At 48.6% G+C, this 13,941-nt stretch carries 10 protein-coding genes; all 10 read left to right on the forward strand.

Going from position 1 to position 13,941, the window contains the following annotated elements; genetic code table 11:
* The first annotated feature begins 193 nt into the window (after positions 1–193).
* The 10 genes from rexB (at position 194) to hisA (ending at position 13,941) form a co-directional block, all read left to right on the forward strand.
* Positions 194–3,475 (forward strand): ATP-dependent nuclease subunit B, encoded by a 3,282-nt coding sequence (rexB, locus tag DQM55_RS04690; protein WP_111675631.1) that lies wholly within the window; start codon positions 194–196, stop codon positions 3,473–3,475.
* The gene (gene addA / locus DQM55_RS04695) at positions 3,472–7,146 is read left to right on the forward strand and encodes a helicase-exonuclease AddAB subunit AddA (protein ID WP_111675632.1); all 3,675 of its coding nucleotides are present in this window, start codon (positions 3,472–3,474) and stop codon (positions 7,144–7,146) included. The genes rexB and addA overlap by 4 nt, the downstream gene beginning before the upstream one ends.
* Before the next feature lie 33 nt (positions 7,147–7,179).
* Positions 7,180–7,485 carry a DUF4298 domain-containing protein gene (locus DQM55_RS04700; protein WP_111675633.1) on the forward strand — a complete coding sequence of 102 codons (306 nt, stop codon included), beginning with the start codon at positions 7,180–7,182 and terminating at the stop codon, positions 7,483–7,485.
* Positions 7,486–7,953: 468 nt separating this feature from the next.
* On the forward strand, positions 7,954–9,012 hold the full coding sequence (hisC, locus tag DQM55_RS04705) for a histidinol-phosphate transaminase (RefSeq protein ID WP_111675634.1): 1,059 nt from the start codon (positions 7,954–7,956) through the stop codon (positions 9,010–9,012).
* Positions 9,013–9,067: 55 nt separating this feature from the next.
* Positions 9,068–10,057, forward strand: coding sequence for an ATP phosphoribosyltransferase regulatory subunit (locus DQM55_RS04710; protein WP_111675635.1), 990 nt, complete (start codon positions 9,068–9,070; stop codon positions 10,055–10,057).
* Entirely contained in the window at positions 10,054–10,698 is a 645-nt protein-coding gene (hisG, locus tag DQM55_RS04715) for an ATP phosphoribosyltransferase (protein ID WP_008809347.1), read from the forward strand. The genes DQM55_RS04710 and hisG overlap by 4 nt, the downstream gene beginning before the upstream one ends.
* On the forward strand, positions 10,695–11,987 hold the full coding sequence (hisD, locus tag DQM55_RS04720; RefSeq protein WP_111675636.1) for a histidinol dehydrogenase: 1,293 nt from the start codon (positions 10,695–10,697) through the stop codon (positions 11,985–11,987). The genes hisG and hisD overlap by 4 nt, the downstream gene beginning before the upstream one ends.
* An 11-nt stretch (positions 11,988–11,998) precedes the next feature.
* Positions 11,999–12,583, forward strand: coding sequence for an imidazoleglycerol-phosphate dehydratase HisB (gene hisB / locus DQM55_RS04725; protein WP_002912765.1), 585 nt, complete (start codon positions 11,999–12,001; stop codon positions 12,581–12,583).
* Positions 12,584–12,617: 34 nt separating this feature from the next.
* Complete coding sequence (hisH, locus tag DQM55_RS04730; protein WP_111675637.1) at positions 12,618–13,241, forward strand: imidazole glycerol phosphate synthase subunit HisH; 624 nt, start codon at positions 12,618–12,620, stop codon at positions 13,239–13,241.
* The gene (gene hisA / locus DQM55_RS04735) at positions 13,219–13,941 is read left to right on the forward strand and encodes a 1-(5-phosphoribosyl)-5-[(5-phosphoribosylamino)methylideneamino]imidazole-4-carboxamide isomerase (RefSeq protein WP_172454719.1); all 723 of its coding nucleotides are present in this window, start codon (positions 13,219–13,221) and stop codon (positions 13,939–13,941) included. The genes hisH and hisA overlap by 23 nt, the downstream gene beginning before the upstream one ends.

Genomic DNA, 13,941 nt, shown 5'->3' on the forward strand with positions numbered 1-13,941 from the left:
TTTGAAAAAAATGAGAGCCTTAGGAAGTCACTGGAAGCAGTGGCTTTTTCGTTTGTTTCTTAGCATGATGAGGCTAGTTATTAAAGCTCTATTTGGACGTTGAGTTCTAATTGGGCCTTGGGACTATTCTCCATGAGAATTATCGGTAAAAATGGTATAATGTTCCTATATTTTCTAGAGGAAAAGGCAGGCTATGAAATTACTTTATACAGATATTCGCCATTCTTTGACCAAGGTCTTGGTGGCGGAGGCTGAGAGCTTGGTGGCGGACGGTAAGCGAGTCTTTTATATTGCGCCAAATTCGCTATCTTTTGAGAAGGAGCGGGCGGTTTTGGAGTGCCTGAAGAACAAGGCTTCCTTTGCCATTACGGTGACGCGCTTTGCCCAGATGGCTCGGTATTTTGTCCTCAATCATGTTCGGCAAGGGCATAGTTTGGACGATATTGGTCTGGGAATGCTGATTTATCGGACCTTGACAGAGCTGGATGATGGAGAGCTTAAGGTCTATGGCCGGATTAAGAAGGATGCCCAGTTTATCCAGCAATTGATGGATCTTTATAATGAACTGCAGACTGCCCAGATGTCCTTTGCGGATCTGGAATTTCTCGAGGAGCCTGAGAAGCGGGAGGATCTGGTCAAGATTTTTACAGCGGTGACTGCTGCTCTGAATAAGGGCGATTTTGATTCGTCTTCTCAGATTGCTGCTTTTGCCCAGCATATTCTGGCTGGTGATACGGATGAGGAGTTGGAGAATTTGGCCCTGGTCATTGATGGCTTTACTCGTTTTTCTGCCGAAGAGGAATACTTAGTCGGTCTTCTGCATCGGAAAGGTGTGGAGATTGTCATTGGGACCTATGCCAGCCAAAAAGCCTATCGAGCAGCCTTTCGTGAGGGCAATCTCTATCAGGCCAGCGTGGATTTTTTGAGAAAGCTAGCCGAGGACTATCAGGTCAAGCCTGACTATATCTCTCATGCAGAAGCAGAAGATGCCTTTGGACGGATTTCTAAGATCTTAGAGAGTAGTTATGACTTTTCAGAATCAACGGTTAGTCTTAGTGAGACAGACCGCTCGCAGCTCCAAATTTGGGCTACTATGAACCAGAAAGAAGAGCTGGAGTATGTGGCTAAGTCCATCCGACAGCGGGTTCATGATGGTGTGCGCTATAAGGATATTCGTCTGCTTTTGGGAGATGTGGAAGCCTACCAGCTTCAGCTCAAGACCATTTTTGATCAGTATCAGATTCCCTACTATCTGGGGCGGAGCGAGTCGATGGCCCAGCATCCGCTGGTCCAGTTTGTCGAATCTTTGGAGCGGCTCAAACGCTATAATTTCCAACTGGAAGACCTGCTCAATCTCTTAAAGACGGGGCTCTATGGCGATTTGACTCAAGAAGAGCTGGATCATTTTGAGCAATATCTGCGCTTTGCGGACATTAAGGGAGCCGGCAAGCTAGCTAAGGATTTCACGGCCAATAGCCAAGGGAAATTTGACCTAGATCATCTCAATCATATTCGCCGCCGGGTCATGGCTCCGCTGCAAGATTTTTTCAAATCCCGCAGTCAGACGGCGTCTGGTCTCCTAGCTAAGTTTACGGAGTTTGTCCAAGTAGCTCGTTTGTCGGACAATTTGACGGCTCTGTTGCAGGGAGAAAGTCAGCAGGAGCAGGAGCGCCATGAGGAAGTCTGGAAGGCTTTCAGCCATGTCTTAGAGCAGTTTGCTCAGGTTTTTGCAGATAGCAAGGTCAAACTAGACGATTTTCTAGCCTTAGTCTTGTCAGGTATGCTTTTGTCCAACTATCGGACAGTGCCAGCGACAGTAGATGTGGTCAAGGTCCAGTCTTATGACCTGATAGAGCCTTTAGCAGCACCTTATGTCTACGCGATTGGACTGACACAGGAGCGTTTCCCTAAAATCGCACAAAACAAGAGTCTGCTTAGTGATGAAGATCGCGCTCGGCTCAATGACGCAACGGATTCTCATGCAGAACTGCAGATTGCCAGCTCAGAAAATCTCAAGAAGAATCGCTATACGGCTCTGTCGTTGATGAATTCTGCTACTAAAGAGCTGGTCTTGTCTGCGCCAGCCTTGGTCAATGAAGTAGAGGATAGTATGTCGACCTATCTGCTGGAATTGACTGCAGCTCCGCTTTCCTTGCCCATCATTGTCAAAAAGCCTCAGGCTTCCAGTGACGATATTGGCAGCTACCGAGCTCTACTTTCTCAAATCATCGAGCTCCACCAAGAGGAGATTGACCGAGAGTGGACAGTAGAGGAACAGACTTTTTGGGCAGTAGCTGTGCGGGTTCTCCGCAAGAAGTTAGCAGCAGAAGGTATCAGCATTCCGCAAATCAGCAAGGAACTGAAAACGGAGTCTCTGCAGCCGGAAACTCTGCAAGCCCTCTACCCTCAGGAGCAGCCTATCCGACTTTCAGCGTCTGCTTTAAACGAATACTTCAAAAATCAATATGGCTATTTCATCAAATATATTCTGGGATTACAGGAAGAGTGGACTATTCATCCTGATGCTCGCAGTCATGGGATTTTCCTCCATCGGATCTTTGAAAAGGTCCTGCAGGATGATTCGTCAGCTGATTTTGACCGGCGTTTAGCGCAGGCTATGGAAGAGACCAGCCGAGAGGCCGAGTTTGAGAGTGTCTACAGTGAGTCAGGACAGACCCGTTTTGCGCGCCAGCTCTTGCTAGATACAGCGCGGGCGACCGGTCGTGTGCTGGCTCATCCCACCGGGATTGAGACCATTGGTGAGGAGACTGGCTTTGGCTCAGCTTCTAAGCCTTTCCTGACTTTGGAAAATGGCAGAGCAGTGATCGTGAGCGGTAAGGTGGACCGGATTGACCGTCTGACTAAGACAGAGAGTCTGGGAGTGGTGGACTATAAGTCTGGCGATATTAAGTTCAGCTTTGATAAGTTCTTTAATGGACTGAATTCTCAGCTGCCGACCTATCTGGCAGCGATTGAGGAGTTAGCAGACTATAAAGAGGATAAGGGAACTTTTGGCGCCATGTATTTGCAGATGACCGATCCGATTGTGGCGCTTAAAGATACCAAGACCTTGGCTGATGCAGTCAATCAGTCTATGAAGCCACTGCAGTACAAGGGACTTTTTGTGGCTGATGCTGTCAAGGAGCTTGGTCCGCTCTATGAGAAAAATAAGACCAACTTGCTGAGCCAGGAAGACTTGGACTTGCTGCTGGCCTATAATGCTTATCTCTACAAAAAAGCTGCAGAAGGCATTCTATCAGGCCATTTTGCAGTCAATCCTTATACAGAGAATGGGCGCAGCATTGCACCTTATGTGGAGCAGTTTAAGGCCATTACTGGCTTTGAAGCCAATCTCCATTTGGGACAGGCTCGGCAGCTAGAAAAGTTGGATACAAGCAAGTTTGATAGGCGGCCAACTGGTGAGAAGTTGCGCCAGGCCTGGCTAGAAAAGATGAGGGAGGAGCTGGAAAAATGAAGAGAATTCCTTTTTTAACTGCAGAAGAAATTGCTCTTAAGCAAGCCCAAGAAGCTGCTTCGGACAAGCCACAGAAAAAGACGGCAGAGCAGATTGAGGCCATCTACTCCTCTGGCCAGAATATTCTGGTCTCCGCATCGGCCGGATCAGGTAAGACCTTTGTCATGGTCCAGCGGATTATCGACCAGATTCTTAGAGGTGTTGCTGTCAGTCAGCTCTTTATCTCAACCTTTACCGTCAAGGCGGCAGGCGAGCTAAAAGAGAGGTTGGAGAAGGAACTGGGGCAGGCCTTGAAAGAGGCTGAGAGTCCTGAACTCAAGCAACACCTAGCCCAGCAATTAGCTGACCTGCCAAATGCCGATATTGGTACTATGGACGCCTTTACCCAGAAAGTGCTTAGTCGCTATGGTTACCTGCTTGGTTTGGCGCCGAATTTTCGGATTCTCCAGTCTGCCAGTGAGCAGCTGATTCTGCAAAATGAAGTTTTCAGTCAAGTGTTTGATCGTTACTATGACAGCGAGCGTCAGGCTTTGTTTAGCCGTTTGGTAAAGAACTTTACTGGTAAGCGCAAGGATTTATCAGGTTTCCGAGAGCAAGTTTATCGGATTTACAGCTTTCTGCAGTCAACTAGCAGTCCTCAGCGCTGGCTGGAAGAAACCTTCCTCTATGGCTATGAGCACAGCGACTTTGCAGCAGAAAGAGAGCGGGTATTTGACCAAATCAAATCAGCCCTTTGGGAGCTGGAAGCTTTCTTTTCTGCCCATCTGGAGCATGAAGGAAGAGAATTTGTGGGCGCCAAGTATCAGGAAAATGTCCAAGATGCTCTGACCATCTTAGCAGTCCTGAATGAACTGTCACCGATAGAAGAAACAGGTCAGATTCTCAAACAAATCGTGGCACTTTCCCAACTTTCCAATGGCCAGGCCTTTACAGCTCGGGTTGGCAAGAATGCAGACGAGCTCAAAAAAGAAATGGCCAAGGACTACAATGAAGCTAGGAAGCCTATGATTGAGCGGTTGCGAAGCTTTGACCAGCAGCTTTATCAACTGGACTTTATCGAGCTGCATCAGGAGGAGTGTTTGCCTCTGGTTGAGCTTCTGCGGGATTTTGTGGCGGACTTTGCACAGGCTTACTTGGAGCGGAAGAAAGCAGAAAATGCCTTTGAATTTGGTGACATCAGCCATTTTGCTATTGAGATTTTAGAGACATTCCCAGAGGTGCGTCACTTTTATCAGGAACGCTACCACGAGGTCATGGTGGATGAGTATCAGGATACCAACCACACGCAGGAGCGCATGCTGGACTTGCTTGCCAGAGAGCAAAATCGCTTTATGGTGGGTGATATCAAGCAGTCTATCTACCGCTTCCGTCAAGCGGATCCGCAGATTTTCAGTGATAAGTTTAAAGCCTATCAAGAGGATAGCAGTCAGGGCAAGCTAATCGTCCTTAAGGAAAATTTCCGTAGTCATCTTGAGGTACTGGAAGCGACCAATGATGTTTTTAAACGCCTGATGGATGAAGAAGTTGGGGAAATTGACTACAATGAAACCCACTATTTGGTGGCGGGAAATCCAGCCAAACGCGAGCCTAATCCAGTTAATCGCGCTTCTTTCTTAATCTATGAAGGCTCCAAGGAGAGTCCGGAAGAGGAGGCTGATGAAGGCTTGTCACAGGCAGTATCAGCTGGGGAAGTGGACCTAGTCATCAAGGAAATCATCCGCCTGCACAATGAAGAAGGAGTGGCTTTTAAAGATATTACGCTGCTGACGGCATCCAGAACCCGCAATGATTTGATTTTAGCTGCCTTTGAGCAGCACCAGATTCCGCTGGTACCAGATGATGGCGCAGCAAACTATCTGCAGTCAGTAGAGGTATTGGTCATGCTAGACACCCTGCGGACCATCAATAATCCACTGAATGACTATGCCCTGACCGCCCTTCTCAAGTCTCCCATGTTTGACTTTGGTGAGGACGAGCTGGCTCGGCTGTCCCTGCAGGCCAGTCAAGAGCGTTCTCAGGAAAATCTTTATGAAAAGCTGGTTAATGCCCTTGAAGGTAGAGGTTTGAATCCTGCTTTAGTCACCCAGGAACTGCAGAAAAAGCTGCAGCATTTCCATGAGACCCTACAAAGCTGGCGGACCTATTCCAAGACGCATTCGCTGTATGATTTGATTTGGAAGATTTACCAGGACCGTTTCTACTATGACATGGTGGGGACTCTGGTCAATGGTGCCCAGAGACAGGCCAATCTCTATGCTCTCTCTTTGCGGGCTAATGAGTATGAAAAATCTAGCTTTAAGGGTCTCTCTCGCTTTATCGGGATGATAGACCGTATCTTGGAAAATCAGCACGATCTAGCTAGTGTGCCAGTGGCGGCACCTAAGGATGCCGTTCGTCTCATGACCATTCATAAGAGTAAAGGGCTGGAGTTCAAGTATGTCTTCCTGCTCAATATGGACAAGGCCTTCAACCGTCAGGATAGCAGCTCTGCTATTATCCTTAGCCGGACCAAAGGAGTTGGCATCAAGTATGTAGCGGATGTATCGGTGTCTGTGGAAGATCCTTATGCGCCAAATCAGCTGCGCATTTCCATGGATACGCTGCCTTATCAGCAGAATCTAGCAGAGCTGCAGTTGGCTAGTCTGTCTGAGCAGATGCGCTTGCTTTATGTGGCCATGACGCGAGCTGAAACCAAGCTCTATCTGGTCGGCAAGGGCAGTCAAGAGGCCTTGGATAAGCGTCAGTGGGGCAAGAGCCAACAAGGGCGTTTGTCTGCCAGTCTGCGCAGCCAGCTCAACAATTTCCAAGACTGGCTCTATGCCATTCAGGCTGTTTTTTCTGATGAGAATCTTGCCTACGAGACTCGTTTTGTCACTGATGAGGAGCTAACTGCTGAAGAGATAGGGCAGGTTAATGAGCCTGTGCTCTTTCCATTGGATGATTTGGCAGATAATCGTCAGTCGGATGATATCCGTCGGGCTCTGGATATTTTAGAAAGTGTGGACCGGCTGAACAGCCAGTACCGTTCTGCCATTGAGCTGCCTAGTGTGCGAACTCCAAGCCAGATTAAGAAGTTTTATGAGCCGATCATGGATACGGATGGCCTGGATATCATGGATGAGCGAGCAGCTTTTCGGCCTCAGCCTAACTTTGACTTGCCTGATTTTGGCAAGAAAGCCAAAGTGACTGGGGCGCAAGTCGGCAGTGCCGTTCATGAACTCATGCAGCGGATTCCTTTGGATGGCCGTCCCAGCATGGCTGTACTTCGTTCTGCCTTGGCTCAGGTTCAGGCCGATGAAGCGGTCAAAAAGCAGATTCAGCTGCCTAAGATTGCATCTTTCTTCGAGACGGATTTGGGGCGACTCTTGATTGAGAACAGTGACAGAGTTCGTCGAGAAGCACCGTTTGCCATGCTCAAGAGGGATGACGCTAGCGGTCAGGAATTTGTTTTGCGGGGTATTTTGGATGGTTACCTGCTTTTTGAGGACCGAATCATTCTCTTTGACTACAAGACGGATAAATACAAGGATTCGTCTGAGTTGATTGCTCGCTACCGTGGCCAGCTAGACTTATATGCTCAAGCTCTCAGCCGTTCTTATGGCATTTCGCAGATTGAAAAATATTTGATTCTGCTAGGCGGTGAGCAGCTGCAAGTAGTTCAGGTGGACTGATTAGTTTGTCGTGTCTGGAAAGGAAGGAAGCGGATGGAGCAGTTAGAACGCATTCAAAAAATGGAAAAGCACCTGAATAAATATTCTCAGGTATTGGCAAGAGCTCAGGAAGCTTTAGCTGAGCTGGATCGCTGCCAGTCAGATTATATCCAGCTGAGGGACTACTATACCGGTCAGGAATTTTTTGATGATTTAGAATTCTCGAATGGACCGGATTTCCCTGAAAATATGGCTTGCGGCGTTTTAAGCGAAGATGCTGTCTATGACCTGATGGGGGAGCATTTTGAAACAGCGATTAATCTGTTGGACTTGTCTAGTGCTATGCTGAAAGAACGTTAATTTATTTAGAAAGAAAAAAATAATTAATTTTTTTCAATTTTCCTCTTGCTTTTTAATAAAAATTCATGTAGAATATTCAACAATAAATTGAAAGCGATGAGAGAAAAAGTCTAAGACAAGAAACAGAGAATGCCTAATGGTGAGACGGCATGCAATCCTTAGACGACACATTCTTGAGTGCGGATGCGAAATCAGTCAGCAGTCTGAGACTAGTGTCCGACGGCTGATTGCCGTTATCAATCTGGAGTCCCGTACTCCCAGAGGGTCCTCAGGCGACTGAGGGCTGAATAAAGGTGGAACCGCGTGTCAACGTCCTTGCAAAGTTTTTTTGCGAGGGCTTTTTATTATATTTAAACTAGAAGATTTCCCTATTTTCCTTTAGCAAAGTGGTAAATTTCGTCTTCAATTTTTTAGAAGCCCAAAAATAAGTGTCAGATAATGGCTAGTGTGTGAAAGAGAGGTGGCAAGATGGTTAAGCTAAAAGGTCTCAGGCAGATCAATCCCTATGTAGCAGGGCAGCAGCCCAATGAGCCAGACATGATTAAGCTCAATACCAATGAAAATGCTTATGGACCAAGTCCTAAAGTGGCAGATGCTCTACAGAACTTTGAGGCCCAAGAGTTGCGCAAATATTCCAGTTTGGATCAGGCGGAGCTCTGTCAAGCTTTGGCGGCAAACCTGGGTGTATCGCCCGACCAGCTCATTATTGGTAACGGGAGTGACGACATCTTGTCCATGGCTTTCCTGGCTTTCTTTAACAGCGGCGAGTCGGTCTTATTTCCGGACTTGACCTATGGTTTTTACAAGGTTTGGGCGGACCTTTACCATGTGCCTTTTCGAGAAATCCCTTTGACAGATGATTTTGAGGTCCATCCGTCAGATTATTTTGGAGATAATGGCGGCATTATCCTAGCCAATCCCAATGCTCCGACGGGGATCTATCTGCCGCTGGATCAGTTGGAGGAAATTCTGGCGTCCAATCAGGATGTGGTAGTGGTGGTTGATGAGGCCTACATTCACTTCGGCGGTCAATCTGCCCTGCCTCTTCTAGAAACCTATCCCAACCTCTTTATCACGCGGACCTTTTCCAAGGATGCGGCCTTGGCTGGTCTGCGGGTGGGCTACGGCATCGGTCATTCAGACTTAATAGCTGTCATGAAAGCTGTTAAGGACTCCGTCAATCCTTACTCAGTGGATCTGTTAGCAGAGCGCTTAGCCCTTGCGGTAGTGGAAGATTGGGATTATTATTTGGAGACCGGTAGAGCCATTCAAGAGACCCGAGATTGGTTTGCTGGAGAATTGGCTGCGCTGGATTTCCAAGTCCTGCCTAGTCAGACCAACTTTGTCCTAGCGCAGCCTACTAGAATCTCTGCAGCAGAGCTTTTCCAGAAGTTAGAGGAGCGTCGGATTTATGTGCGGTATTTTCCAAAGGCAGAACGAATCAAAGACTTCCTGCGCATCTCTATCGGACGGCGAGAAGAGATGGAAGCAGTCCTGGCAGCTATCAAGGGAATTTGCAGCTGCTGAGAGTTTGACTCAAAGCCAGCCAGTGTAAGAATAGAGTAAGAAAGGAAAGCAGCCTATGAATAAAATCACCCTTCCGATTGGCATGCATGACAAGCTTTTCAAGAGGGCGCGTGTGACCTACGAGATTGAGCGGGACATCAGTGATTTCCTGATGGCTCAGGGTTTCAATCGGATTGACACGCCGACTTTGGAGCATTTTGAGGTCTTCAGTGACCATGTGGAGCCCCATCATTATCATCTTTTCGATAAAAAAGGCGAGCTATTGGTGCTGAGGCCAGATGTGACCAGCCAGATTGGTCGGGTTATTGCTTCGACCAGGGTGCATACGCCGACCAAGTTTTCCTATTCGGGCAAGGTCTTTCACTATCAAGAAGAGCTGCGAGGTCTTGCCAACGAGCTCAGTCAAGCTGGTATTGAGATTATCGGCTATCCAGCTCGCGAGGCGGTGCTTGAGGCTATCAAGACAGCCAAGCAGTCGCTGGATTTGGCGCAGGTAAAGTCTTATCAGTTCGAGTTTTCCCATGCAGCAATCCTGCAGACAATTTTAGAGAGTCTGGCTTTGGATCCGCAGGAGGAGGCCCAGCTGCTAGATTATATTCGCAAGAAAAACAGGACGGGAATCTTTGAATTCACCCAGACCAGGCCTAGTGAATTTGATGATTTTTTACAAGAGCTTCCCTATCTGTTTGGTCCTAGCCAACAGGTTTTAGCTAGGGCTAGAGAGCTGGTTGACAACGAGCGGATATTGACGGCTTTAGATGATGTAGAGCAGGTTCTGCAGAGCCTATCAGGCTTGCTGGAGCAGACAATTATGGACTTGGGTCAGGTAGCGACCATGCCTTACTATACTGGATTGACCTTCAAGGTCTTTGGCGACCGAGTGCCAGATGCTTTTCTGTCTGGTGGTCGCTATGACCAACTTTTCAAGCGCTTCGGGGCAGCAGAGCTGACAGCTATCGGCTGGTCCTTAGACATTGACAGTGTCTATCAGGCCATTCATGATGACCTACCTGACGAGAGCGGAAAGGAAGGTGACAGCAGATGAGTCAGATTACTATTGCCCTGACCAAGGGGCGGATTGAGGAAGATACGGTCAAGCTCTTGACCCAGGCTGGCTTTGATATGTCCTTCATGGCAGACAAGGGGCGCAGCTTGATTTTTGAAAGCCCAGACAGTCGCTTTCGCTTTCTTTTGGTCAAAGGGCCTGACGTGACGACCTATGTGCGCCATGGAGTCGCTGATTTGGGCATTGTCGGCAAGGATATTCTCTTTGAGCATCCGACTGGCTATCTGGAGCTGCTGGATCTGAACTTTGGCCTTTGTAAATTCTCACTGGCCTCGGTGCCCAGCTATGACCCTCATGATCACAAGCGCAAGCGGATTGCGACCAAGTACCCGACGGTGGCGACTGATTATTTTAATCAAAAGGGGGAGGATGTAGAAATCATCTCCATCCAAGGCAGTGTGGAGATTTCACCGGTGCTGGGTCTGGCGGATGCCATTGTTGATATTGTGGAGACGGGGCATACCCTGTCAGCTAACGGCCTGCTGGTTTTTGAGGACATTTGTCGGGTGTCGGCCCGGCTCATTGCCAATCAGGCTTCCCTGAAAAATAACCCGGATATCATGCCTTTTGTGGCAAAGATTGAATCCCTAGTAGGAAGAAGAGAGGTGGCTTTTAAATGACAATTATCAAGCGTTTAAGCGGAAGTAACGAAGAAATTTCACGGATTTTATACGAAGAGCAGCTGCAGCTTAGTCAGCAGAACTTAGATGTGGAAGAAGCGGTGGCTGAGATTATTGAAACGGTCAAACAAGACGGTGACCAAGCTTTAAGAGACTATACCATGCTCTTTGACAAGGTTGAGGTGACAGACTTTGAGATTGGGCAGGAGCTAATTGACCAGGCTTTTGAGGAGATTGATCCAGAGGTCTTGGCCGCCCTGAAAAATGCCCAAGCTAATATCGAATCCTACCACCGCCAGCAGTTGGATACCGGTTTTGAGGACAGTCCCAGTGAGGGCGTTGTCCGTGGTCAGTTGATTCGGCCGATTGAGCGGGTCGGCACCTATGTACCTGGCGGCACCGCAGCCTATCCCTCCTCCGTCCTCATGAATGTTATCCCGGCTAAGATTGCCGGTGTCAAAGAAATCATCATGATTACACCGCCCCAAGAGCACTTTACCCCAGCGATCTTGGTCGCAGCCAAGCTGGCTGGGGTGGATCGGATTTTCCAAATTGGTGGAGCCCAAGGTGTAGCAGCTCTGGCTTATGGTACTGAGACCATTCCCAAGGTGGATAAGATAACTGGGCCGGGTAATATCTTTGTGGCTACAGCCAAGAAGATGGTTTATGGTGTCGTGGGAATTGACATGATTGCTGGGCCTTCGGAGATTGGAGTTATTGCGGATCGTTCAGCTAGTCCTGTCTATGTGGCAGCTGACCTCTTATCGCAAGCCGAGCACGACAAGCTGGCTCGGGCTATTCTGGTGACCGATTCAGAGGAGCTGGCAGACCAAGTGGAAGCAGAGCTAGACAGACAGCTGAAAGAGCTGCCGCGGGAGGAAATCGCGCGTGCTTCGATTGAGAACAACGGCCGCATCATCCTTGCACCTTCTAAGGAAGCCATGTTTGAGCTCATGAATCAGGTGGCACCTGAGCATTTGGAAATTGCCATGGATGATGCCTACAGCTATCTGGATCAGGTTGAAAATGCTGGCTCTGTCTTTCTGGGGCATTATACTAGTGAGCCAATCGGTGACTACTATGCGGGAGCCAATCACGTTTTACCGACAACCAGCACCAGCCGTTTTTCATCAGCTCTGGGAGTCTATGACTTCATCAAGCGCATCCAGTACACCCAGTACAGCCGTGCTGCTGTAGGTGCGGCTGACAAAGATATTACCAGTCTGGCCTATGCAGAAGGACTGCAGGGACATGCCAAGGCCATCGAAGCCCGCAGACAGGAAAAATAAAAGGAGTTGCCATGAGACAAGCTGAAATCAAGCGTAAAACACAGGAGACCGATATTGAACTGGCTGTCAATCTCGACCAACAGGAGCCGGTAGCTATTGAGACTGGTGTCGGATTCTTTGACCACATGCTGACCCTTTTTGCCCGCCACAGTAGGATTTCTCTGACGGTCAAGGCTGAAGGCGACCTTTGGGTGGACAGCCACCATACGGTTGAGGATGTGGGCATCGTATTAGGACAGGCTCTGCGTCAGGCTTTGGGAGACAAGGCAGGTATCAACCGCTACGGTACTAGCTTTGTACCCATGGACGAAACACTGGGTATGGCTAGTTTGGACTTATCCGGTCGCTCCTATCTGGTCTTTGAGGCGGATTTTGATAATCCCAAGCTAGGGAATTTTGATACCGAGCTGGTGGAGGAATTTTTCCAAGCCCTAGCTTTTAATCTGCAGATGAACCTGCACCTGAAAATCCTTCATGGCAAGAACAGCCACCACAAGGCGGAAAGCCTCTTTAAAGCGACTGGTCGAGCTCTGCGGGAGGCTATTACCATAAATCCAGAGATACATGGAGTCAACTCCACCAAGGGCTTGCTCTAGCTTGTCCTTCTGAGTGAAAGGAGTTGATGCAGAGATGATGATTGTTATTGATTATGACGCGGGTAATACTGCCAATGTCCTCCGTGCTCTGGCTCAGGTCGGAGTAGAAGCGTGCCTGTCAGCAGATTCGCAGGAAATTTTGGACGCAGATGGTTTGATTTTACCAGGTGTTGGTGCTTTTCCTACTGCCATGCAGGAGTTGGAAAGGCGAGGGCTGGTCTCGGTCATCCAGCAGGCTGTGGCTGATGGCAAGCCTCTCTTGGGTATTTGCTTAGGCATGCAGCTCCTGCTGGAGTCTGGATTGGAGAATGGTCAAAGCTCTGGACTGGGCTTGATTCCCGGTGTTTGCCGTCGGATTCCGGATCAGGCTGGTCTGCCTGTGCCTCACATGGGCTGGAATGACTTACAGATCCAGCAGTCGTCTGCTTTGACAGCTGGTCTTGATGGCCAGTCAGTCTATTTCGTCCATAGCTACTATACGGATGTTTCGGAGGAGTACTTGGATGTGACGGCTGATTATGGGCTGCCTATCCCAGCCATGATTCACCGAGGATCGGTCTTTGGCTGTCAGTTTCACCCAGAAAAGTCAGGTGCTGTAGGCCTCGGTATCCTAGAGAAGTTTAAGGAGTATGTCTATGAAAATACTGCCCGCTATTGATATCAAAGACGGCCAGGCCGTCCGCCTTTTTAAAGGGGATTTTAGTCAGAAGACGGTAGTCAATCCCGATGTTTTGGAGCAAGCTCGAGTTTTCAAAGAAGCCGGGGTTACCATGATTCATGTGGTTGACTTGGACGGAGCCTTAGAAGGTCGGGCGGCCAATCGAGATTTGATTGCCCAGATTAAAGCGGAAACTGGTCTAGCTATCCAAGTCGGGGGCGGCATCCGCAGTCTGGAGCAGATTGAAGATTACCTGGCGGTTGGCATTGACCGTGTCATTATTGGCTCTATGGCTGTTAAGAATCCTGAATTTGTTGAGGCTGCGCTGGAGCGCTTTGGAAGCAGCAAAATCGTGATTGGCATTGATGCGAAAAAGGGGCTGGTTGCGACTGAGGGCTGGCTAGAAACCAGCAGTCAGGACTATATCAGTCTGGCGCTGGCCATGGAAAAAATCGGTGTCCGTCTCTTCGTCTATACAGATGTGGACAGAGACGGGACTCTCACTGGCCCCAATATCCAGCATTATCAAAAATTGCTGGCGTCCCTCAAGCATGCTCAAGTCATTGCCTCTGGCGGCATCCAGTCAGCGGATGACTTAGAAGAGCTGAAAAAACTGGGCTTGGCTGGTGCCATTGTGGGCAAGGCCTATTACAGTGGACGAATTAGCCTAGAGCAGATCAAGGAAGCAGAAAGGGGCTAG

This window comes from Streptococcus sanguinis (genome assembly GCF_900475275.1).
Classification (GTDB): Bacteria; Bacillota; Bacilli; order Lactobacillales; family Streptococcaceae; genus Streptococcus; species Streptococcus sanguinis_N.

Coding starts and splice junctions, on each gene's coding strand:
- rexB (WP_111675631.1), top strand. CDS start 194: ATGAAATTACTTTATACAGATATTCGCCATTCTTTGACCAAGGTCTTG.
- addA (WP_111675632.1), top strand. CDS start 3,472: ATGAAGAGAATTCCTTTTTTAACTGCAGAAGAAATTGCTCTTAAGCAA.
- DQM55_RS04700 (WP_111675633.1), top strand. CDS start 7,180: ATGGAGCAGTTAGAACGCATTCAAAAAATGGAAAAGCACCTGAATAAA.
- hisC (WP_111675634.1), top strand. CDS start 7,954: ATGGTTAAGCTAAAAGGTCTCAGGCAGATCAATCCCTATGTAGCAGGG.
- DQM55_RS04710 (WP_111675635.1), top strand. CDS start 9,068: ATGAATAAAATCACCCTTCCGATTGGCATGCATGACAAGCTTTTCAAG.
- hisG (WP_008809347.1), top strand. CDS start 10,054: ATGAGTCAGATTACTATTGCCCTGACCAAGGGGCGGATTGAGGAAGAT.
- hisD (WP_111675636.1), top strand. CDS start 10,695: ATGACAATTATCAAGCGTTTAAGCGGAAGTAACGAAGAAATTTCACGG.
- hisB (WP_002912765.1), top strand. CDS start 11,999: ATGAGACAAGCTGAAATCAAGCGTAAAACACAGGAGACCGATATTGAA.
- hisH (WP_111675637.1), top strand. CDS start 12,618: ATGATGATTGTTATTGATTATGACGCGGGTAATACTGCCAATGTCCTC.
- hisA (WP_172454719.1), top strand. CDS start 13,219: ATGAAAATACTGCCCGCTATTGATATCAAAGACGGCCAGGCCGTCCGC.